Here is a 21,245-nt window from a genome sequence, read left to right on the forward strand (position 1 = left end):
GTACGCGCGCTGGGGGCGATGTCGTACGACGTATGGACGGGACATGGCCCGAGTGGAAAGCTCGAAGTACCGCGGGCGTCGCCGAAGCCGCCGGCCTTGTCGAGTCAGACCAGCACGCGGATTCCGCGTGTCCGCGCCCACTCCTCACCGCGCACGAAACCGGGAGGCAAGGCATGGGCGACAAGGCGAACGCACACCCCGGGGCCGCCGGCAGGGCATTGACGGCCGACCATCCCACGTCCGTACGGAATGTGGTGCTGGTCGGCCACAGCGGTTCGGGCAAGACGACACTGGTGGAGGCCCTCGCACAGACCGCGGGGGCGGTGAACCGGGCAGGCCGGGTGGAGGACGGCACCGCGGTCTCCGACTACGACGAGATCGAGCACCGTCAGCAACGCTCGATCCAGCTCTCCCTCGTCCCAGTCGCATGGGACGGCATCAAGATCAACCTCCTCGACACCCCCGGATACGCGGATTTCGTCGGGGAACTGCGGGCCGGTCTGCGGGCGGCGGACGCGGCCCTTTTCGTGGTCTCGGCGGCCGAGGGCACCGAGGGCATCTCGGGTGCGACCCGCATGGTCTGGGACGAGTGCGCGGCCGTGGGCATGCCGCGGGCCATCGTGATCACCCACCTGGAGGCGGCCAGGGCCGACTTCGAGCAGATGACACAGGCCTGCGCCGAGACCTTCGGCGGCGAGGACCCCGACGCCGTACTGCCGCTGTATCTGCCGCTGCGCGGCGAGGCAGGCGCGGACGGGCACGCGCCCGTGGAAGGCCTGATCGGGCTGCTCTCGCAGAAGGTCTTCGACTACTCCTCGGGCGTACGCGAGGAACGTCCGCCCTCGGAAGCGGAGCTTCCGCTGATCACCGAGGCCCGCAACCGGCTCATCGAGGGCATCATCGCCGAGAGCGAGGACGAGACCCTCATGGACCGCTACCTGGGCGGGGAGGAGCTGGATTTCAAGACCCTGGTGGGTGATCTGGAGACCGCGGTCGCCCGTGGCATCTTCCACCCGGTCCTCGCCGCCGCGCCCGCGGCCGAGGGCTCGAAGCAGGGTTTGGGCACGCCGGAGCTGCTCGAACTGATCACCGGCGGCTTCCCCACGCCCCTGGAACGCCCGGCACCCGAGGTGACCACACCGGAGGGAGCCGCACGCCGGCCGGCCGCCTGCGATCCGGACGGTCCGCTGGTCGCCGAGGTCGTGAAGACCTCCTCCGACCCGTATGTGGGCCGGCTCTCCCTCGTACGGATCTTCTCGGGCACCCTGCGCCCGGACGCGACCGTCCATGTCTCGGGCCACGGGCTCGCCGACCGCGGGCACGAGGACCATGACGTGGACGAAAGGATCGGCGCCCTGTCCTCCCCGTTCGGCAAACAGCAGCGCGTCCTCCCCCAGGCCATCGCGGGCGATCTGGCCTGTGTGGCCAAGCTCGGGCGTGCCGAGACCGGCGACACCCTGTCCGGCAAGGACGAGCCGCTCCTGATGCGGCCCTGGTCCATGCCGGATCCGCTGCTCCCGCTGGCCATCCAGGCACACAGCAAACCCGACGAGGACAAGCTCTCACAGGGACTGGCGCGCCTGGTCGCCGAGGATCCGACGATGCGCCTGGAGCAGAACCAGAACACCCACCAGGTCGTCCTGTGGTGCCTGGGCGAGGCGCACGCCGATGTGGCCCTGGAGCGGCTGCGCAACCGGTTCGGCGTGCAGGTCGACGTCGTCGAGCACAAGGTCTCGCTGCGGGAGACCTTCTCGGGCAAGGCGGCCGCACGCGGCCGGCATGTCAAACAGTCCGGCGGGCACGGACAGTTCGCGATCTGCGAGATCGAGGTGGAGCCGCTGCCCGGCGGCTCGGGCATCGAGTTCGTCGACAAGGTCGTGGGCGGCGCGGTGCCGCGGCAGTTCATCCCCTCCGTCGAGAAGGGCATACGGGCCCAGGCGGCGCGCGGCGTCGCGCTCGGGTATCCGCTGGTGGACGTGCGGGTAACGCTGCTCGATGGCAAGGCGCACTCGGTGGACTCCTCCGACGCGGCCTTCCAGACGGCGGGCGCGCTGGCGCTGCGCGAGGCCGCGGCGGCCGCGACGATCCACCTGCTCGAACCGGTCAGCGAGGTGCAGGTCCTGGTCGCCGACGCGTACGTGGGCGCCGTGATGAGCGACCTGTCCGGGCGGCGCGGCCGCGTGGTCGGCACCGAACAGTCACCGGACGGGCGCACACTCGTACGGGCCGAGGTGCCGGAGATCGAGATCGGGCGGTACGCGGTGGATCTGCGATCCCTCTCGCACGGCACCGGGCGGTTCAGCCGCTGCTACGTCCGGCATGAACCGATGCCGCCGCAGCAGGCCGCCGCATTGCGGGATCAGACGCGGAGTTCGGGCTGACGCCCTTCGCGCCCGGGGGCCTGTGGCTCGGAGCCCGGGGCCTGTGGACAACCGGTTCCCACCGGTTGTCCACAGGCCCGAGCGCCCTTCGCGACTCCCGGCTACATTGATGATCTGCGCAACCGGAACCTCTCGGCCGCCTACTGACGCCACGTCAGAAGGTGTGCCGCGTACGGAAGTCGGGAAGGTCGCAGAAGCAACGGTGCAGCGATGGGGGCGGCAGTGGCTGGCGAATTCGATTCGGTCTTCGGGCCTGGCGCCCAGGTGCCTCTTTCCGGTGCCGCGGGCGAGACCGCGGCGACCCAGGCCCTGGCATCGGCCGCATACCGTGACTCCGACGTCGACGAGATACTCAAGGCGAACAGCGACTGGCACGAGTCCAAGGTCAAGAAGGGCAAGCTCTCGCTCTTCAAGCCCGATCTCGGCGAGGCCTTCTCGCGGGCCGTGCAGGAGCGGATGCTGGGCGGCGGCCGCAAACCGCTGATCCAGTCCTTCGGAATCGAACCGCAGGCCGTGGTCGAGCACTGCCTCGCCGCCACCCGGATCCGCAAGCACCGGGACAGCAAGCTCACCGTCGTGATGTCCGTGTGCGGGCTACTGTTCCTGCCCGGGCTGCTGATCTGGCTGGCGATCTTCCAGGCCAGGAAGTGGATCGGCGAGCAGCAGGACAAGCGCGCCCAGGCCCTGTCCACCGCGCTCCTCGTCGGCGGCGCGGGCGTGCTGCTGATCTTCCTGATCCGGCTGCCCTTCGCCGGGATCGCGGGCCTCTATCTGCGCGCCATGGTCATCGCCCCGGTGATCGGCTGGCTGCTCGCCAAGCAGATATGCGAGCACACGGCCAAGGATCTCAGGGCGCGCTGGGACAGCCTGCTCGCCGGCGGCGGTATCGGCGCGAAGATCCCGGAGGCCGTGCCCAGCGATCCCGGGGACACCGGCGCCGAGGAACTGCGCGCCGCCCTCGAACGGCTCTCGGCCGAGCAGGGGTCCAACTCCGTCTTCTACGCGGGCCCCAAGGGCATCCTCGGCATGGGCACCCGCTGGGGCAGCTGGCAGCTCGCCGAGGAACTGGTGCCGCGGGCCGACAAGGAGATCAACCCGTTCCGCAGCTGGACCGTCATACGGGCGATCCACCGGGAGCTGAGCGAGCTGGAGCGGGGGCCGCTGCACACCGGCGGCTTCCCGGCACCTTCGGTGCGCCACTGGGTCGTCAGCCCCATCGGGGAGAACGCGAAGGAGGTCGCCCGCCCCGAGAGCTCCAAGATCACGACGTCCGACGGTGTGGAGCACGAGACGTTCCTGATCAAGGAGAACGAGATCGAGCGGATCTGCAACGAGCAGCAGTTCAGCAGCGGCGACCGCCACTACCTGGGCGTCCAGTTCCGGCTCTGGGACGGCCAGCTGATCCTCACGATGCTGGTCACCGTGACGGTGCTCGCGCAGACCCTGCGCATCGAGGTGACCGGTCACGCCCTCGGGCCGGTGCACGCCCTGTTCACGACCAAGCCGAAGCCCAAGGTCAAGGAGGTCGCCAAGACCGTCAGGTTCTGGGAGACCAAGGAGATCGCGCAGCCGCTCATGGGCACCATGGACGTGGTGCGCACCGCCGTCCGCGCGCCCTTCACCTGGTATCCGCCGCTCCTGGACTTCCTCGGGGGCAAGCTGGTGCTGCCCGAGCCCTTCGGGCTGCGGCACGCCTGGGCCGACAAGCCCTGGCGGCACCGCTTCATGGCGGACGACGCGCTGCGGGCGGCGACGCCGGTGCTGCGGGCGGTGCACAAATCGGCGATATCCATCCTGGAGGAGAACGACGTGGACACCGAGCGCTTCGGCAGCCGCTCGCTCCTGCTCAGCAATCTGGTCCAGGACGCGGCGCCGCAGAAGGCGGACGTGTACGAGGCGTGAGCCGGGCGGGCGCGCCGCCGAAGCGCGAGCCTGCGGGGCGTTGGCCGAGCCTGCGGGGCGTTGGCCGAGCCTGCGGGGCGTCGGGCGTCGGCCGGGTAGGCGGGCGTCGGCCGGCTGACGCGCCAGGTGGCCGGCGATCAGCCGGCCGGCCAGGCGTCCGCCAGCATCTTGCGGGTCTCGGCGAGGAGCTGCGGCAGGATCTTGGTGTGCCCGACCACCGGCATGAAGTTGGTGTCGCCACCCCAGCGCGGCACGATGTGCTGATGCAGATGGGCCGCGATGCCCGCGCCGGCCACGGTCCCCTGGTTCATCCCGATGTTGAACCCGTGCGCGCCCGAGGCGGACCGCAGCGCGACCATCGCCTGCTTGGTGAGCTCGCCCAGCTCGGCGGTCTCCGCACCGTTCAGCTCGGTGTAGTCGGCCACGTGCCGGTAGGGCACGACCATGAGGTGACCGCCGTTGTACGGATACAGGTTCAGGACCGCGTACACATGCCTGCCGCGCGCGACCACGAGCCCGTCCTCGTCGGACTTCTCCGGAATCGAACAGAAGGGGCAGCCGTCCCCGGCGCCCGGCCCCGTGGGCTTGTTCTCGCCCTGGATATAGGCCATCCGATGAGGCGTCCACAGGCGCTGGAAGGCGTCCTGGATCCCCACTCCGATCTGCTGCTCCGGCTCACTCGTCATGGTGTGCAGCATATGGCTTCGCCCGTTCGGGGCGTGTCGCCGGGGCCCTCCCGCCGACCGCTGCGGCGAAGCTGACCGGATGGAAGACGAGAGCCCGCAGGGGCGCTGGCAGCGGCGCACCGAGATCCCGCTCGCGCTCGCCTCGCTGCTGTTCCTCGGCGCGTACGCGACCCGGGTGCTCGCCCGGGACCTGTCGCAGCCCTGGCGCGATGTCTGCGCGGCGGTCGCCCTCGCCACCTGGGCGCTGTTCGCGGTGGACTACGCGGTGCGCTGGCGGCTGAGCGGCCTCGGCCCGCGCTTCGTCCGCCACAACGGCCTCGACGCCCTGGTGGTGCTCCTGCCGCTGCTGCGCCCGCTGCGCGTCGTCCGGCTTTACGAGGCCGTACAGCAGCGGCGCGGTGAACCCCGCCTGAGCCTGTACGCACGCGTGATGGTGTACGCGGGCCTGTCCGTGGCCCTGCTCGGCTTCGCCGGTGCACTTGCCGTCTACCAGTACGAGCACACGGCCGTGGGCGCGAACATCCGCACCTTCGGCGACGCGGTGTGGTGGACCTGCACCACGCTGTCCACCGTGGGCTACGGCGACAAGGCCCCGGTCACACCCATGGGCCGCCTGATCGCGGTCGGCCTGATGGGCTGCGGCCTCGGCCTGCTCGGCACGGTGGCGGGCTCGTTCTCGTCCTGGCTGATCCAGGTGTTCGCGCGGGAGGACGAGAAGCGCGAGGGACGCGCCGAACGCTGATCACGTCCGTACGCGCCCCTCGATGCCTTGAGGCCCAGCGGTCTCGATGCCCTTCGGCAGGTCTCAGACCTGCGCCCGCTCCTCGACCACCTTCGCGATCTTCGCGATGGCCTCGTCGACCGGGATGCCGTTCTCCTGCGAGCCGTCGCGGTAGCGGAAGGACACCGAACCGTTGTTCATGTCCTCGTCGCCCGCGATGACCATGAAGGGCACCTTGGCCTTCTGCTGGTTGCGGATCTTCTTCTGCATCCGGTCCGAGGAGGAGTCGACCTCGACGCGCAGCCCCTTGGCCTTCGCCTTCTCGGCGAACTCCTGCAGATACTCGACGTGCGCATCCCCGATCGGGATGCCGACGGCCTGCACGGGCGCGAGCCACGCCGGGAAGGCGCCCGCGTAGTGCTCCAGAAGCACACCGAAGAACCGCTCGATGGAGCCGAACAGCGCCCGGTGGATCATCACCGGCTGCTGCCGCGAACCATCGGCCGCGGTGTACTCCAGCTGGAAGCGCTTGGGCTGGTTGAAGTCGACCTGGATGGTCGACATCTGCCAGGACCGCCCGATCGCGTCCTTGGCCTGCACGGAGATCTTCGGCCCGTAGTAGGCGGCGCCACCCGGGTCGGGCACGAGCGGCAGGTTCTGCTTCTCGGCCGCGAGGCGCAGCGCCTCGGTGGCCTCGGCCCAGTCCTCCTCGGTGCCGATGAACTTGTCGGAGTCGTCGCGGGTGGACAGTTCCAGCTCGAACTCGTTGAGGCCGTAGTCACGCAGCAGGTCGAGCACGAAGGTCAGGAGCGTGTCGAGCTCCTGGGGCATCTGCTCCTTGGTGCAGTAGATGTGCGAGTCGTCCTGGGTGAAGCCGCGCGAGCGGGTCAGGCCGTGCACGACGCCGGACTTCTCGTACCGGTACACGGTGCCGAACTCGAAGAGCCGCAGCGGCAGTTCCCGGTAGGAACGCCCGCGGGACTTGAAGATCAGGTTGTGCATCGGGCAGTTCATCGCCTTGAGGCGGTAGTTCTGCTCGTCGAACTCGATGGGCGGGAACATGCCCTCCGAGTAGTGCGGCAGGTGGCCCGAGATCTCGAAGAGCTTCTCCTTCGAGATGTGCGGAGTGTTCACGAACTCGTAGCCGGACCTCTCGTGCGCCTTGCGCGAGTAGTCCTCCATGACCTTGCGGATCACACCGCCCTTGGGGTGGAAGACCGCGAGGCCGGGGCCGAGCTCCTCCGGGAAGGAGAACAGGTCGAGCTCGGAGCCGAGCTTGCGGTGGTCGCGCTTCTCGGCCTCGGCGAGGAACTCCAGGTGCGCCTTGAGTTCGTCCTTCGAGGGCCAGGCGGTGCCGTAGATGCGCTGCAGCTGCGGGTTCTTCTCGCTGCCGCGCCAGTAGGCGGCGGCCGAGCGCATCAGCTTGAACGCGGGGATGACGCGGGTGGTGGGCAGGTGCGGACCGCGGCAGAGGTCCTTCCAGCACAGCTCACCGGTCTTGGCGTCGATGTTGTCGTAGATGGTCAGCTCGCCGGCGCCGACCTCGGCGTCCGCGCCGTCGGCGGCCTGCGCGGCATTGCCCTTGAGGCCGATGAGCTCCAGCTTGTACGGCTCGTCGGCGAGCTCGACCGCGGCGTCCTCGTCGGTGGTAACGCGGCGCGAGAAGCGCTGGCCCCGCTTCTGGATCTCCTGCATCTTCTTCTCGATGCGCTTGAGGTCCTCGGGGGTGAAGGGCTCCTTGACGTCGAAGTCGTAGTAGAAGCCGTCCTTGATGGGCGGGCCGATGCCGAGCTTGGCGTCCGGAAACAGCTCCTGCACGGCCTGCGCCATCACGTGCGCGGTGGAGTGGCGCAGGATGTTCAGGCCGTCCTCGGAGGAGATCTCGACGGGCTCGACCTCGTCGCCGTCCTGCAGCTCGTACGCGAGGTCCTTCAGCTCGCCCGCGAGCCGGGCGGCGACGACGGTGCGCTCGCCGGGGAAGAGTTCCGCGGCGGTGGTGCCCGTGGTCACCACGCGTTCTTCCCGCTCGGAATCGCGTTGGATGATCACACGGACGTCAGACACTGGTCTCTCCTAGCTGAAGGGGTCACGTCGCCGTACGAAGGGCCACGCAGGGGGAATCGTACCGAGCCGACCCCCGCGATCGCGAAACGGATATCGGGCTGCGCGGTCCCCGTGGAAACCGGGTCGCCGCCGTCCCCGTCGCAACGGATCCCAGGCGCCGCCGCAACGGATCTCAGTCGCCGTCGTCCCCGCTGCAGGCCTCCTCGAAGAAGTCGAGATTCTCCTGCAGCGACTTCATCATCCGGTCCCGCACCGCCTCGTCCACCTGCACCGGCACGACATGCGAGGCTCCGGTGAGCCGCCGGAAGCCGCCCCGGCTCTCCAGGCGGCCGCTGACCCGGATCGGCAGTCCGACCAGATGGGCGCTGCCGGCGATCCGGTACGCCTCCTCGTCGAGCCTCAGCCGCACCTGCGGCACATCGGCGCCCGCGAGCACCCTCAGCCGCACGGTCCCGGCGCCGCGCGGCCCGCTGCGCCGCATCCGTACGACGGTCCCGGTGATCCGCACGGACACGGCGGGCTCGGCACGCCGGAACCGGACCCCGGCCTCCCGCAGCACCGGCAGGTCCCCGGGCGAGAACTCGACCGCTTCGGGCCGTGCCGCACAGCCCTCGGGCGCGCCCGCCGCCGGAGCCCAGGCGAAGGCGATCCGCGCGCCCGCGGTACCGCGTACGAGGGCGACGAGCGCCTCGGTCAGCTCCTGGCCGACGCCCGCCTCGACGGCGGTGTCGAAGGCCTCCATCCCGCCGGTGGCCCGCCGGTAGTCGATGGCCTCCCTGGCCGCGTACAGCGCGTGGTGCAGCCGTACGACGAGGGCGCGTCCGCTGTCGACCGGCAAGAACGCGGTCAGTGCGCGGCCGCCGGGCGCGGGTCCGACGAGAAGGTCCCGCAGCGCCGCCTCCGCGGGGCGGCGGTGGCGCGCTCCGTGGTATCCGGCGCGGCAGCGGACGGCGAGGGCCCCGGCGAGGAGCATCCTGCGGGCAGCGCCCGCGAGTTCCTCCGCCGCCTGCCAGGAGGCGGCGCCCGCGGGTCCGGTCGGCACGTCGCGCGACCAGCGGACCTCGTCGCTCGGCACGGCGAGGGCCACCAGGACTTCGCGGGCGGAGGGCGCGGCGCAGCGGGAGAGCGCGAGCAGCGCCTCGTCGAGGAGGTCCGCGCTGTCCGGGAAGGCGCGACTATCCGGTACGAGCAGGCTGGTGGCGTGGCCGTCTTCGGGTGGTGTCCAGCGGGCGTAGCGGCCGGTGCTGCCGCCGCGCCGTCGCCAGCCGTGCCGGTCGAGCAGCTCGCCGAGCACGACGGGGTCGATCCGGGTGGCGTCGAGCGTGGCATCGGCGGCTTCCTGGAAGGCATCGGACCGGAAGGCACCCGTCCGGAAGGCACCGGTGCGGAGGGCGTCGGCCCGGAAGGCGTCTTCCGGATGCGGCCGCGGCGGTTCCTGCGTGGGCCGGTGGTGGCTCGCAGGCGTCATGGTCTGCCTCCCGTCCCGACCCGCGTCATGATCTCGCAGAGCGCCCGGTCGTCGAAGATCCGCGCGGTCGGTATGCGTACGGTGGTCCGGCGCCGGCCTGTGATGCGGTGGCCCGCGAGGTTGATCCAGTAGCAGCAGTGCCGCAGTTCGAGGCGGTCGTGGCTCGCACGCAGCCAGTCGTCCCGGGAGCGCGGCACGAGCATCACCACGAGGATCTTGTGCACCGAGACCGGGGTGCGGGCGAGTTTCGCCAGATGCTCGTTGTCGAGCGTGAACGAGAAGGCGGCGCCCGGTGGGTCGGGGGCGATCTGGTACGTGGCCTTGAGCTGCACCTTGATGGTGACCTCGTCGTCGACCACATGCCCGGGGGCGCTGTGGCTGACATGCCAGTCGATCCCGTTGTCCGGGAACGGCTGCGAGAGCGAGCAGCCCGCGGCGGCCGCGACCGCGTGCAGATATCCCACCTGCAGCGTCTCCATGCAGGCGGTGGTGGCGAGTGAGCCGCGCGGCGGTGCGGTCCGCTCGGGCAGCAGCCCACTCCGCTCGGGCTGCGCGAGCGCCATGGTCAACGCGCCTTTCATCACAGGGCAGTCGGTGAGCCCAGGGTGATCGAAAAGGAGGGGAATCTCCCGTGACGGCCGGTCAGTTCCGTTTTCCGTCACTTGTGTTGTGACCAGTCGGCATACGCGGCAAACGGGCCGGGCATCACCAGGTCGGGGTCGGGGTGGCACAGCATCCGCCGGGAGTGGACAGGGAGTTGCATCGCTATGACGTGCTGGTACGAGGGGTCCCTTGCCGCCTTCGACACCGAGACCACGGGCGTGGACGTGGAGAACGACCGGATCGTGTCGGCCGCGGTCGTCGTCCAGGACTCGGCGGGTGCCCGGGTGCGCACCACGCGCTGGCTGGTCAATCCGGGCATACCGGTGCCCGAGCAGGCCACGGAGATACACGGCCTGACCGACCGGCATCTGCAGCTCAACGGCCGCTGGCCCGCCCCCGTGATGGAGGAGCTGGCCCGCGAGCTGGCGGAACTGTGCGCCTCGGGGCGGCCGCTGGTGGTGATGAACGCGCCGTTCGACCTGACGCTCCTCGACCGTGAGCTGCGCCGCCACCGCGCCTCGTCGCTGGGCGGCTATCTGCGGAACCATCCGTTGTGCGTGCTGGACCCGCGCGTCCTCGACAAGCACCTCGACCGCTACCGCAAGGGTCGCCGCACCCTCTCCGATCTGTGCGAGCACTACGGCGTGGAGCTGAGCGGCGCGCATGACGCGGCCGCGGACGCCCGGGCCTCGCTCGACGTGATCCGCGCGATCGGCCGCCGTTACGCGGCCCGGCTGGAACGGCTCAGTCCGGCGGAGCTGCACTCCCTCCAGGCCGTCTGGCATGCGGCACAGGCCCGCGGCCTGCAGGCCTGGTTCGCCCGCAGCGGCACCGAGGAGGCCGTGGACCCGGCCTGGCCGCTGCGCCCGGAGCTCCCGGCGGCGGCCTGACCTGTCCGCCGACCTCGCGCACGGCATGGGGTGTGGGCGGCGAAGCCCCCACAACGCGCGGCGAAGCCGCGCAGAAAACGGCGAAGGGAGCCCTGTCCGCGCATTTCGCGGACAGGGCTCCCTTCGCCTGAGCGTGGGCGATACTGGGTTCGAACCAGTGACCTCTTCGGTGTGAACGAAGCGCTCTCCCACTGAGCTAATCGCCCGGGAACGCACTGAACCATACAGGTCATGGCGGCCGAGGTTCAAACTCGTTCCAGGTAGGCGGCCAGTCCGCGCCGTCCGCTGCGCATCATGAGCGCGTGGTTGAGCAGGAACACCGGCCGCCCGGGCACTGCGAACCACCGCATCAGACCCCGCCGTACCTCCACTTCCTGTTCGTAGACCGCACGCGAACCGCCGTCGTACGGGGTGACGGTCCAGCGGGCCCACCCGTGCAGGTCGCCGCTCGCGGCCACTTCGAGCACGCCCGCCGCGGGATCGTTCCGCGTGGAGCGGACGGTGACGAGCAGCTCGTACGGCAGGAAGGCCCGGATCCGTACGACGCCGGTGATCTCGTCGTGCCGGATGGTCTCGCGGATCTGGCGCCACCAGACGGGGTAGGGCTCCACCGCCTCCAGCACCCGGAACACCGCCTCCGGTGCGGCCGGCAGGTCCCATACGCTGCGGAAGCGGTAGTGGCTCCAGTCCATGCCACCAGTGTCCCGCGCGGCAGGTACTCAGGGGCGGATTGAGTACCTGCGCCCATCCGCACCCCTGTGGCGCGGACCACACTGCCCGTATGACGAGCATTCCGCCACCGGTCGAGGAACTGCGCATCATCGACCACGAAATGGCCCGACTGGACGCCCGCAGGGCCCAGTTGCTGGCCCGCAGGGCCTGGCTGGTCGGCATTCTGCAGCAGACCCCGCCCGCAGCACCCGGTCACCCGCCGCACGCGGGCGCCTGGGCGCCGCCGCGTGCGGCCGCCGGAACACCTCCCCACCCGGCCGGTGGGGCTCCGCAGGCCGGGCAGCACCCGCGGTCCGTACGGCCGGAGGCCGCGCCGCCCGGTGTGCAGAACGTGCTGCTCGTGCTCGGCGGCATCCTCCTCGCGATCGGCGCCATCGCGTTCACGGTGGTGAGCTGGGGCGCCATGGGCATCGGCGGCCGCAGTGCGGTGCTCGCCGCGCTCACGCTCGGTGCGCTGGGCCTGCCCGCGGTGCTGCTGCGCCGCGGTCTGACCGCGACGGCCGAGGCGATCGCGGCCGTCGGACTGCTCCTGACGGTCCTCGATGCCTACGCCCTGCATGCCGTGGCCCTGCCGGATGCCAATCCGCTCGGCTACGCGGCCGTGGCCGCCGCGGTCCTTGCCACGCTCTGGACGGCCTACGGTCTGCTCCTGCCGCGCCTGCGACTGCCCGCGCCCGCGGGTGTGGCCACGGCCCAACTCCCGCTGCTCCTCTGGTGGGCGGCCTCTGGCACGGGTCTGCTCGCGCTCAGCACCGCGCTGCTCCTCACGGCGGCCGGGTCCACGGCCGCCGCGCTGTTCGTCACGCGCGGTCCGCTGCGGGTCACGGCCGCCGTGGGTGCCACCGCGACGGGCGGCTTCGGGTTGCTCGCGGCGACCGGGGTGGCCCTCGGCGCCCAGACCACGGCGGCCGCGGGTGAAGCCGCGGCTCCGCTCCTGTTCGCCGCCGTGATCGCTCTCTGGGCGGCCTGGCGCGCCCCGCGTACGGAGGTGGCGACCGGTGCGGCGGCCGTGGCGGCGGCGGCCGTGCTCCTCGCGGCCGGCGGTGTACTGCGGACGTCCCTGCCGGGCGACTGGCCGGTGGTCGCGCTGCTCCTGTGCACCACGGCGCTGCTGCCGCTGGTACGCGGCGGTCTGCCGCAGTCGGTACGGCGGGGCCTGGCCGGCACGTGCGCCGGTGCGTACGCGCTGGCCCTGACCTGGTCGCTGCCCGCGATCAGCACGGCGGTGCTCGGTAGGGCGGAGCAGCTGACCGGTGTCTGGGCAGGTCCGGTGGCGCGGCAGGTGACGCCGGGGGCCGACGGGCTCGCCGTCGTGGCGGTCCTGCTGATCGTCGGGGGTGTCCTGGCGGGCGCGTACGGTCTCGGCGAGGGCCACAGTTGGCGTACCGCGGCGGCGGTCGGCGCGGCGGCGGTCCTCTGGTCCGCGCTCACGGTCCTGCCCCTGGCCCTCCGCCTCCCCCACACCACCGAACTCACCGCACATCTGCTCCTCTCGGCCGTCTCGCTCGCCGCAGCCGTCCAGTCGGCCCGCCGCACCCCACCGCTCACACCCGCCGCCCAGGCCCTGGCCGTCACCGCCCTGACCGGCTTCTTCGCCTCCGCCTTCGCCGCGATGCTGCTCGCCCTTGCCTCGGAGGCGGCCACCCTGCTGGGCCTCGGCGTCCTGCTCACCCTCGGGATCGCCGCCACGGCCCTGCACCCGTCCGGCGAGCGGCAGTCCGTCCTCGCCGTCACGACCGTCGTCCTGGCGGCCGCCCTCGCCCTGGCCGTCCCCGCGGCGCTCGATGTCCCGGTCCACCGGAGCGCCTTCGCGCTTCTTGCCGTCCCGGCGGCCACGGCTCTCCTCGCGGCCCGGCTGCCCGCCAGGCCGTACACGCTCCCCGTGGAACTCGCGGGCGCGGCAGCGGGGCTGCTGGCCCTGGCGCTCGCGGCGACCGACGCTCCCGCGCTGTCCCTGGCGCTCGCCCTGTCCGGAGTGATCGCCGCGGGCACCGCGCTGCGCGCGGACCGCCGCCCCGTGGCCGCGTACACCGCCGGTGCCCTGTTCCTCCTCGCCACCTGGGTACGCCTGGCGGCCTCGGGCATCGCCACCCCGGAGGCGTACACCCTGCCCGCGAGCCTCCCGGCGCTCGCGATCGGGCTGCTTCGCCGCCGCAGGGATCCCGAGTCCTCCTCGTGGTCGGCCTACGGCCCCGGACTCTCCCTGACGATGCTCCCGAGCCTCGTCGCGGCCTGGGACGATCCGCACTGGCTGCGCCCGCTGCTGCTCGGCTGCACGGCCCTCGTGGTCACGCTGCTCGGCGCCCGCCACCGGCTGCTGGCCCCGCTCTCGCTCGGCGGCGGCACGCTGGTCCTGGTCGCGCTGCACGAACTCGCCCCGTACGTGGTGCAGGTCGTCGGTGCGCTCCCGCGCTGGCTGCCGCCCGCCGCCGCCGGAATGCTGCTGCTCGCGGTGGGTGCGACATACGAACAGCGGCTGCGCAATGCGCGCCGGCTGCGCGAACTCCTCGGCCGCATGCACTGATCGGGTGTCAAATACTGATCGGGTGTCAAATACACCGGCTGCCCGGCGGATTCCGTCGAAAGGCACCAGACACAAACGCCGACGGCCCGCAAAAACCAAGAAGTCCGCGAGATACGGAATCTCGCGGACTTCTTGTCCGGGTGGGCGATACTGGGTTCGAACCAGTGACCTCTTCGGTGTGAACGAAGCGCTCTCCCACTGAGCTAATCGCCCGGGCGCTGGAAGAACCTTACCGCACGTCAGCGGCTGCCCGGACCACCCCCGGCAGCCATCGGCCGCCGTCCCCCGCACCGGCCGCTCGCCCGCCTTCCGGGTCAGCCGATCGCTCGTCCGTTCACTCGTCGATCTTCCACGGCATGGTGAAGCCGAACTTCCACAGGTAGATACCGCACAGCACCCCGACGATCACCAGGCCGACGCTCGTCAGGATGAGGTTGCGGCGGCGCACCCTCGGCTCGAGCGCGCGCTGTGCCGCCTCTGTGACCTTGCGCTTCGTCCAGCGCAGCACCAGCTGGGCCCAGACGAACTCGGTCGCCCAGATCGCCATGCCGGCGAAGATCACGACCCAGCCGGGACCGGGCAGCGGCAGCATGATCACGCCGGTCACGACGACGACCAGGCCGATGACGAAGATCCCCACCTGCCAGCTGATGTGCAGCGCCCTGCGCGCCTTGATGAAATCCGGCGCCTTCGAGCCGAGCTGCTCGTCGGCCTGCCTCGTGTCCTGCGGTTCGCGGTCCCCGCGAACCGCCGCGGCGACGGTTTCGTCGCGCTCGTCACTCCCCGTATTCATGGCGCTGAACATTACCGGACGGAAACCATTCACCGGAATGGCTCAGCAGTACGAACCAGGACCCCGCTGCACGAGCGACCAAAATCGACTCAAAACCCTCAGAGGGGTTTACAACGGCACCGTAGGTGGCATGTCGATTTCGCCGACGTGCGAATCCCCGAGCGCACACTGAGCGAAAGGCCCTGGCGCTTATGAACACCACGGTCAGCTGCGAGCTGCACCTGCGCCTCGTTGTGTCGAGCGAGTCCTCACTGCCTGTACCCGCAGGACTGCGGTATGACACGGCCGATCCCTACGCCGTGCACGCAACCTTCCACACCGGAGCGGAGGAGACCGTCGAGTGGGTCTTCGCCCGCGATCTCCTCGCCGAGGGGCTGCACCGCCCCACAGGCACCGGTGATGTCCGTGTCTGGCCGTCCCGCAGTCACGGTCAGGGCGTCGTCTGCATCGCCCTGAGCTCCCCGGAAGGTGAGGCCCTGCTCGAGGCCCCGGCGCGGGCCCTGGAGTCGTTCCTGAAGCGGACCGACGCCGCGGTGCCACCAGGCACCGAACACCGTCACTTCGATCTCGATACGGAGCTCTCACACATCCTGGCCGAGAACTGAGCCAGTCCGGGAGCAGCCCGGCACCGTCCACTCGGGGAGACGGTCCGGGCGCCGACAACCGCATACAGGCAGACACGGCGCCGTCGCCGCGGGAACGTCCGCGGCGACGGCGCCGTTGTCGTATTCGTAAGGCATGTCTCCCGCGGTCCCGGGCAGGCGGCCAAGGTCCTCCGGAGGGCAGCCGCTAGCATCGGCCAGCAACCGGCGGGCAGCAGTCCGGCCTTCATCGCAGGGAGCGAATGTGCTGATCACCCACGACACCCGCTGCGCGCTCGACGTCGTGGTCGCTCTGGTGAACACGGCAGCCGACGACGGGGGTCCCGACGGGGACGACCGTCTGTGCGTGGTGCCGGATCTCCAGGAGTTCGTGCGGGAGCATGACATCAGTGACGTGGGCACGCTGACCGAGCGTGACCTCGCGGCGGTACGCAGCGTCCGCGAGCGGTTCTGCGCGGTCTTCGCCGCCGAGGACGCGGCCGAGGCGGCGGCGCTGATCAACGAGCTGGTGGCGGGCGCGGGCACCACACCGCGGCTGACCGACCACGACGGCTTCGACTGGCATGTGCACTACTTCGCGCCCGGCGCCTCGGTCGCCGACCATCTCGCCGCCGACTGCGGGATGGCCCTCGCGTTCTTCGTGGTCGCGGGCGAGCAGGAGCGGCTCAGGCGCTGCGAGGCGCCGGACTGCCGGCGCGCGTTCGTGGATCTGTCCCGCAACCGTTCGCGGCGCTACTGCGACAGCCGTACGTGCGGGAACCGGCTCCATGTCGCCGCGTACCGCGCGCGGCGCAAGGAAGCGGCGAGCTGATCCTCCGCCCGGGCGGCGCGCGGTCCGCCGGAGCGGGAGGAGGCGCGGTCCGCCGGAGCAGGGAGAAGGCGCGGTCCGCCGGAGCAGGAAGAAGACGCGGTGCGTCAGAGCAGGAAGATGTCGTGCACGGCTGCCGCCAGGAGCAGGCAGCCGATCACCCCGAGGAAGATCATCAGGGGTGGCTGGGACAGCGCGAACAGGCAGCCGCGCTGCTCGGCGGCGGGCGCGGGAGGCGTCGGCACGGGCGGCGCATGCACCGGCGGCTTCGGCGGGTTCGCGGGCGGTACGGGGGCCTGGCCCGGGGTGCTGTTCATCTCGGGGCGATGATGGCGCACCGCCGGGGACGCGGAACGCTCAACACGCCAACAGATGTGGGGAGTTCGCCGGTTCGCGTATACCTATGCGGGCAGCCGTTACCGAACACCGGACCGTTGTGCGCGCTTGCGCATCGGGGCCCTGCCGTTACGCTCGGGACGCTCAGATGCCGTGCTTCTTGAGGATCGCCTCGATGTCGCTGAAGTCCTCGGCGGGCTCCGCCGGTTCGGCGGCCTTCGGCTTGGCGGCGGGCCGGGCCCCGGTGCGGCCCGCGCCGAGCGAGGGGGCCGATGCCTTGGGCTCGACGGCCTCGCTGCGGCCCGCCTTGGCGGCCTTGCGCTCCTTGCGCCCCTCGACGCCCGAGCGCCGCTCGACCGCGCGGCTGGTCATGAACAGCACCCAGGAGAGGCCGAGGATGCCGACGCCGACCCAGGTGGCCGGCTCGAAGACCAGGTCCGAGAGCCATTCGACGACTCCGGTCATCACGAGGCCGACCGGGATCAGGGAGTAGGCGGCGATCCTGGTCGCGGCGAGGAAGCGCTTGCGGTACGCGGTGATCGCGGCGATGCCCAGGCCTGCCGCGGACACGGCGGAACAGATGGTCTCGGCAAGCATCCGGTCCTCCAGCAAGGGGTGCGGTCTCGGCGGTGTCTCCCTCCATCCTGCACCGTCCACGGCCCCCGGGGCCACGGTCCGCGGCGACGTCAGGGAGAACTCGGGGTCGATCTCCTCCGCAGGTCCGGGTCGGGACGCTGCGGGTGCGGACTGGGACGGTGCGAGTCCGGATCGGACCGGTGCGGGTCCGGATTGGGCCGGTGTCCGCGCGGCTGGAAGACTGGCCCCATGAGCGACTCCGCCCCCGCACACCCCGTCCGTCCCGTGCTCGACGTCTGGTGCGAGCTCCAGTGCCCCGACTGCCGCACCGCCCTCGGCGACCTCCGCGCCCTGCGGGAGCGCTACGGGGACCGTATCGACGTACGGCTGCGTCATTTCCCGCTGGACAAGCACAAGCACTCGTACGCGGCCGCGCAGGCCGCCGAGGAGGCGGTGGAGCAGGGGCAGGGCTGGCCCTTCGTGGAGGCGGTGCTTGCGCGCGTCGAGGACTTCGAGTCCGCGGGCGAGCGGCTGCTCGTCGATGTGGCGCGTGAACTCGGCCTGGACGCCGATGAATTCGACACGGTTCTCGTCGACGGCCGGCACACCCTGATCGTCGATGCCGACCAGGCCGAGGGCAAGGCCATCGGCGTGACCGGCACCCCCACGTACGTCATCGGCGGCGAGCGCCTCGACGGCGGCAAGAGCCAGGAGGGGCTGCGCGAGCGGATCGAGACGATCGCGGACCGGCTGCTCAGCGAAGGCGCCTGAGGACGGCGGCCCGCCGAGCCTCACAGAGGCTTGTACATGCTGTACGACGTGGGACGGTAGCCCAGCGACTCGTACAGCCTGAGGGCCGGGGCGTTGTCCGCGCAGACGTTCAGTGCGATGCGCTCCGCCCCGGCCGCCCTGGCCTCCTGCTCGGCGAGGAGCATCAGGGAGCGGCCGTGCCCCCGGCCGCGGAACGCCTCCCCCACCTGCACCCAGTGCACGTACCGGCCCGTCTCCACGCCCGCGGACCAGACGGTGCCCGCGACCTCGTCGCCGTCCAGGACACAGGTGATCCACACGTCCGGGGTGCCGAGGCCCTCGGGCAGCAGGCGGGCGTGGACGCTCTCCGATCTGGCGCGGGCCTGCTCCGGGGTGAGGCCGCGTCCGGTCCACATCCGCAGGTAGTCGGCCTTGCTCGCCTCCAGCCAGGCCGGGAACTCCTCCTCGGTCATCGGACGGGCGCGGCAGTCCGCCGGCAGGTCCGGGACCAGTCCGTCGAGGCTCTTGGCCAGCTGCCGGTTGCGCTCGGAGTAGCCGAGGGCGGTGGCCAGGCGCAGCGCGGCCTTCGCATCGGCGGGTATCCGGGCCTCCACGCGCGTGCAGCGCCAGCCGCGCAGCACCTCTTCGGCCGCGAGCGCGGCCACCGTGCCGCGGCCGCGTCTGCGGTCCGCCTCGTCGATGCGCAGCGAGCCGATCCGGCCCACCTCCGGCCCGTACGGGGGATCGGTGGCCAGTTCGATCGCGCCGACGGGCCGGCTGTTCACACACACCTGGTACGGGCGGGAACGGGCGCCGTCGGCGCTGCGGTGGAGCGGCGCGGTGGGCCGCAGGGTGGTGGTCATCACACGAGTTCTACCCACCGCCCGCGCGCCGCGTCACCACCTCGACGAAACGCAGCGCACGGATCCTGCGGAAAGCGAGTCACAGGTCCCTGGGGAAGGCGACTCACGGATCCCTGCGGAACGCGGCTCACGGGTCCCCGGGGAAGGCGGCTCACGGGTCCAGGTCGTCGGCGGCGCGCTCGTCGAAGAGGCGCATCGCCTTCGCGGTCACCGGCCCGGGGACGAGTTCGCGGTCGTCGACGCGGTGCACGGCCTGGATGTCGCGCAGGGTGGAGGTCAGGAAGATCTCGTCGGCGCGGGCCAGAACGTCGAAGGGCAGATCGGTCTCCTTGGCGCCGGTCCACTCGACGGCGAGGGCCCGGGTGATGCCGGCGAGGCAGCCGGAGGCGACCGGCGGCGTGTGGATCTCGCCGTCGAGCACGACGAAGACATTGGAGCCGGTGCCTTCGCAGAGCCGGTCGACCGTGTTCGCGAACAGCGCCTCGGTGGCGCCCCGCTGGTGCGCGTGGGCGAGGGCGACGACGTTCTCCGCGTACGAGGTGGTCTTCAGGCCGGTCAGCGCGCCCCGCTCGTTGCGCGTCCACGGCACGGTGACCACGGCGGTGCTGTCCGGGCGGCGCCCTGTCTCGCCGAGGGCGACGACGAGCGTCTGGCCCGCGTCGCCGCGGTCTGAGCCGAGCGGGGAGAGCCCGCCGGTGTAGGTGATGCGCAGCCGGCCGAGCGGCATCGGATTGGCCTCGGTGACGGCGGCGCACGCGCGGCGCACCTCGTCGAGGTCGGGCTCGGGCAGACCGAGGCCGCGGGCGGAGCGCGCGAGCCGGTCGAGGTGCCGGGTCAGCGCGAAGGGGCGGCCGTCGACTGCCTTCAGCGTCTCGAAGACGCCGTCGCCGACGGTCAGTCCGTGGTCGAGGACGGAGACCCGCGCCTCGTCGGGTTCCTGCAGGCCGCCGTCGAGCCAGATCTTCACGCGTCGTTCCCTCCGAGTGCGCCGTACGGTCCGAGTGCGCCGTACGTTCCCGATGCTACGGCCAGCAGGCGGGAGGCCTTCAGCTCGGTCTCCCGCCATTCGCGTTCGGGGTCGGAACCCCAGGTGATGCCCGCTCCGGTGCCGAAGCGGAGCACGCCTTCGGCCCGGTCGATCCAGAACGTACGGATCCCCACCGCGAGTTCCCCCGTGCCCCGGTCTGCGTCGACCCAGCCGATGCCGCCGCAGTACGGCCCGCGCGGCGCCGTCTCCAGGGACTCGATGATCCTGAGGGCACTGGACTTGGGCGCCCCGGTGACCGAACCGGGCGGGAAGGTGGCGTCGAACAGCTCGGGCCAGCCCGCCCCTTCGGGCAGTTCACCGCGCACCGTGGAGACGAGGTGCACGAGCCCCGGATGCTTCTCGACCACGCACAGTTCCGGCACGGTCACGGAACCGGTGGCGCATACCCGGCCGAGGTCGTTGCGCACGAGGTCGACGATCATCACGTTCTCGGCGTGGTCCTTCTCCAGGAGGTCCGCCTCGGTGTGTCCCGTGCCCTTGATCGGTCCCGACTCGACGATCCGCCCGCTGCGGCGCAGGAACAGCTCCGGGGACGCGGTGGCTGTCTCCACGCCGTACTGCGGCAGGCGGATCGTTCCTGCGTACGGGGCGGGGTTCCCGTGCGCGAGCTCGGCCGTGAGGGCGTCCACGTCGGCCTCGGGCGCGACGGGTGCGCTCAGGACGCGGCAGAGATTGGCCTGGTAGACCTCGCCGGCCGCGATGTGCTCGCGGATCCGCCGTACGCCCGCGATGTAGGCCGCGCGGTCCAGGGAGGTGCTCCACGCCTCGGGAGCCGGACCGCGCCAGCGCCCCGTGCGTACGGGAGGGGCCTCGCGCACGTCCCCGAAGCGGGCGCAGACGAGACCGCCCTCGAAGTCGGCCGAGACGGCCCAGAAGCCGCTGGAGTCGAGGGCTGCGGGATCACTGGTGACATCGCGCAGATCGGTGGCGATGCGGCCGCCGAGGCGGGCCATGGGAGCGGGGTGGTGCACGGCTGCGAGTCTATGACCGGCACTCCCGGGGCGCCCCGGGGCGGCCGTGAGCGGGTCTCAGGGCAGCACGCTGCGTAAACGAGTTTTTGTACTGGCCCTGGAATCCGCTACAGTTCAACACGTCGCCGGGACGCGCAAGCGCCCCGAGAGACAGGCGAACGTAGCTCAGTTGGTAGAGCGCAACCTTGCCAAGGTTGAGGTCGCGAGTTCGAACCTCGTCGTTCGCTCGGAAGAGCAGGGGGATCATCCCGAACCCCCGACACTCCTGGTGGAGTGGCCGAGAGGCGAGGCAACGGCCTGCAAAGCCGTCTACACGGGTTCAAATCCCGTCTCCACCTCCAAGCGCGATTAGCTCAGCGGGAGAGCGCTTCCCTGACACGGAAGAGGTCACTGGTTCAATCCCAGTATCGCGCACGCATGACAACTGAAGATCTTGGTCCTTGATCCGGTCCACCGGATCGTACGGACCCCCGCGCGATTAGCTCAGCGGGAGAGCGCTTCCCTGACACGGAAGAGGTCACTGGTTC

The 21,245-nt window shown here is 71.2% G+C and carries 19 protein-coding genes and 5 tRNA genes; 11 read left to right on the forward strand and 13 right to left on the reverse strand.

The window, feature by feature from the left end:
- The first annotated feature begins 173 nt into the window (after positions 1-173).
- The gene (locus ACLF6P_RS05865; protein WP_415948602.1) at positions 174-2,381 is read left to right on the forward strand and encodes an elongation factor G-like protein EF-G2; all 2,208 of its coding nucleotides are present in this window, start codon (positions 174-176) and stop codon (positions 2,379-2,381) included.
- 210 nt (positions 2,382-2,591) lie between these two features.
- On the forward strand, positions 2,592-4,283 hold the full coding sequence (locus ACLF6P_RS05870; protein WP_415948603.1) for a hypothetical protein: 1,692 nt from the start codon (positions 2,592-2,594) through the stop codon (positions 4,281-4,283).
- A 137-nt stretch (positions 4,284-4,420) separates the two neighbouring features.
- Here the strand turns inward: ACLF6P_RS05870 and ACLF6P_RS05875 are convergent, their stop codons facing one another.
- The gene (locus tag ACLF6P_RS05875; RefSeq protein ID WP_415948604.1) at positions 4,421-4,981 is read right to left on the reverse strand and encodes an HIT family protein; all 561 of its coding nucleotides are present in this window, start codon (positions 4,979-4,981) and stop codon (positions 4,421-4,423) included.
- 67 nt (positions 4,982-5,048) lie between these two features.
- Here ACLF6P_RS05875 and ACLF6P_RS05880 point away from each other — a divergent pair, with 67 nt between their 5' ends.
- Positions 5,049-5,711 carry a potassium channel family protein gene (locus tag ACLF6P_RS05880; protein WP_415948605.1) on the forward strand — a complete coding sequence of 221 codons (663 nt, stop codon included), beginning with the start codon at positions 5,049-5,051 and terminating at the stop codon, positions 5,709-5,711.
- A 63-nt stretch (positions 5,712-5,774) separates the two neighbouring features.
- Here ACLF6P_RS05880 and thrS read toward each other — a convergent pair whose 3' ends face one another.
- From thrS to ACLF6P_RS05895, 3 genes are all read right to left on the reverse strand, one after another.
- Positions 5,775-7,754 carry a threonine--tRNA ligase gene (thrS, locus tag ACLF6P_RS05885; protein ID WP_415948606.1) on the reverse strand — a complete coding sequence of 660 codons (1,980 nt, stop codon included), beginning with the start codon at positions 7,752-7,754 and terminating at the stop codon, positions 5,775-5,777.
- A 172-nt stretch (positions 7,755-7,926) separates the two neighbouring features.
- Complete coding sequence (locus tag ACLF6P_RS05890; RefSeq protein WP_415948608.1) at positions 7,927-9,222, reverse strand: hypothetical protein; 1,296 nt, start codon at positions 9,220-9,222, stop codon at positions 7,927-7,929.
- Entirely contained in the window at positions 9,219-9,785 is a 567-nt protein-coding gene (locus ACLF6P_RS05895; RefSeq protein WP_415948609.1) for a DUF4365 domain-containing protein, read from the reverse strand. Before ACLF6P_RS05895 ends, ACLF6P_RS05890 begins: the two co-directional genes overlap by 4 nt.
- Before the next feature lie 204 nt (positions 9,786-9,989).
- Here ACLF6P_RS05895 and ACLF6P_RS05900 point away from each other — a divergent pair, with 204 nt between their 5' ends.
- Positions 9,990-10,715 carry a 3'-5' exonuclease gene (locus ACLF6P_RS05900; RefSeq protein WP_415948611.1) on the forward strand — a complete coding sequence of 242 codons (726 nt, stop codon included), beginning with the start codon at positions 9,990-9,992 and terminating at the stop codon, positions 10,713-10,715.
- A gap of 134 nt (positions 10,716-10,849) precedes the next feature.
- On the opposite strand, the gene ACLF6P_RS05905 is transcribed toward ACLF6P_RS05900, so the two are convergent.
- Positions 10,850-10,921, reverse strand: a tRNA-Val gene (locus tag ACLF6P_RS05905).
- A 39-nt stretch (positions 10,922-10,960) separates the two neighbouring features.
- Positions 10,961-11,407, reverse strand: coding sequence for an SRPBCC family protein (locus ACLF6P_RS05910; protein WP_415948612.1), 447 nt, complete (start codon positions 11,405-11,407; stop codon positions 10,961-10,963).
- A gap of 89 nt (positions 11,408-11,496) precedes the next feature.
- Between ACLF6P_RS05910 and ACLF6P_RS05915 the strand changes: the two genes are divergently transcribed.
- On the forward strand, positions 11,497-13,971 hold the full coding sequence (locus ACLF6P_RS05915) for an SCO7613 C-terminal domain-containing membrane protein (protein ID WP_415948613.1): 2,475 nt from the start codon (positions 11,497-11,499) through the stop codon (positions 13,969-13,971).
- 141 nt (positions 13,972-14,112) lie between these two features.
- Here ACLF6P_RS05915 and ACLF6P_RS05920 read toward each other — a convergent pair.
- Positions 14,113-14,184: transfer RNA gene (locus tag ACLF6P_RS05920), tRNA-Val, on the reverse strand.
- Between the two features lie 121 nt (positions 14,185-14,305).
- Entirely contained in the window at positions 14,306-14,764 is a 459-nt protein-coding gene (locus ACLF6P_RS05925; protein ID WP_415948615.1) for a TIGR02611 family protein, read from the reverse strand.
- A 191-nt stretch (positions 14,765-14,955) separates the two neighbouring features.
- Here ACLF6P_RS05925 and ACLF6P_RS05930 point away from each other — a divergent pair, with 191 nt between their 5' ends.
- Positions 14,956-15,369 carry an SsgA family sporulation/cell division regulator gene (locus tag ACLF6P_RS05930; protein ID WP_003987206.1) on the forward strand — a complete coding sequence of 138 codons (414 nt, stop codon included), beginning with the start codon at positions 14,956-14,958 and terminating at the stop codon, positions 15,367-15,369.
- Positions 15,370-15,610: 241 nt separating this feature from the next.
- Positions 15,611-16,177 carry a CGNR zinc finger domain-containing protein gene (locus ACLF6P_RS05935; protein ID WP_415948617.1) on the forward strand — a complete coding sequence of 189 codons (567 nt, stop codon included), beginning with the start codon at positions 15,611-15,613 and terminating at the stop codon, positions 16,175-16,177.
- Between the two features lie 104 nt (positions 16,178-16,281).
- Here the strand turns inward: ACLF6P_RS05935 and ACLF6P_RS05940 are convergent, their stop codons facing one another.
- Together ACLF6P_RS05940 and ACLF6P_RS05945 are read right to left on the reverse strand one after the other, a co-directional pair.
- Positions 16,282-16,491, reverse strand: coding sequence for a hypothetical protein (locus tag ACLF6P_RS05940; protein WP_415948641.1), 210 nt, complete (start codon positions 16,489-16,491; stop codon positions 16,282-16,284).
- Between the two features lie 163 nt (positions 16,492-16,654).
- A complete protein-coding gene (locus ACLF6P_RS05945) occupies positions 16,655-17,107 on the reverse strand; it encodes a hypothetical protein (RefSeq protein ID WP_415948619.1) in 453 nt (150 codons plus the stop codon).
- 228 nt (positions 17,108-17,335) lie between these two features.
- On the opposite strand from ACLF6P_RS05945, the gene ACLF6P_RS05950 reads away from it, so the two are divergent.
- Positions 17,336-17,857, forward strand: a complete 522-nt coding sequence (locus ACLF6P_RS05950; RefSeq protein ID WP_415948621.1) for a DsbA family protein — start codon at positions 17,336-17,338, stop codon at positions 17,855-17,857.
- 20 nt (positions 17,858-17,877) lie between these two features.
- On the opposite strand, the gene ACLF6P_RS05955 is transcribed toward ACLF6P_RS05950, so the two are convergent.
- The 3 genes from ACLF6P_RS05955 to ACLF6P_RS05965 form a co-directional block, all read right to left on the reverse strand.
- A complete protein-coding gene (locus ACLF6P_RS05955; protein WP_415948623.1) occupies positions 17,878-18,699 on the reverse strand; it encodes a GNAT family N-acetyltransferase in 822 nt (273 codons plus the stop codon).
- Positions 18,700-18,850: 151 nt separating this feature from the next.
- Complete coding sequence (locus ACLF6P_RS05960) at positions 18,851-19,666, reverse strand: aminotransferase class IV (protein ID WP_415948624.1); 816 nt, start codon at positions 19,664-19,666, stop codon at positions 18,851-18,853.
- Positions 19,663-20,700, reverse strand: a complete 1,038-nt coding sequence (locus ACLF6P_RS05965) for a chorismate-binding protein (RefSeq protein ID WP_415948640.1) — start codon at positions 20,698-20,700, stop codon at positions 19,663-19,665. The genes ACLF6P_RS05960 and ACLF6P_RS05965 overlap by 4 nt, the downstream gene beginning before the upstream one ends.
- 172 nt (positions 20,701-20,872) lie before the next feature.
- Here ACLF6P_RS05965 and ACLF6P_RS05970 point away from each other — a divergent pair.
- The 3 genes from ACLF6P_RS05970 (at position 20,873) to ACLF6P_RS05980 (ending at position 21,132) form a co-directional block, all read left to right on the forward strand.
- A tRNA-Gly gene (locus ACLF6P_RS05970) sits at positions 20,873-20,945 on the forward strand.
- A 40-nt stretch (positions 20,946-20,985) separates the two neighbouring features.
- Positions 20,986-21,059 (forward strand) — tRNA-Cys (locus tag ACLF6P_RS05975).
- 1 nt (position 21,060) lies between these two features.
- Positions 21,061-21,132, forward strand: a tRNA-Val gene (locus ACLF6P_RS05980).
- The last annotated feature ends 113 nt before the right edge of the window (positions 21,133-21,245 follow it).

Origin of the sequence: Streptomyces lothianensis (assembly GCF_047779955.1) — a bacterium.
GTDB lineage: Bacteria > Actinomycetota > Actinomycetes > Streptomycetales > Streptomycetaceae > Streptomyces.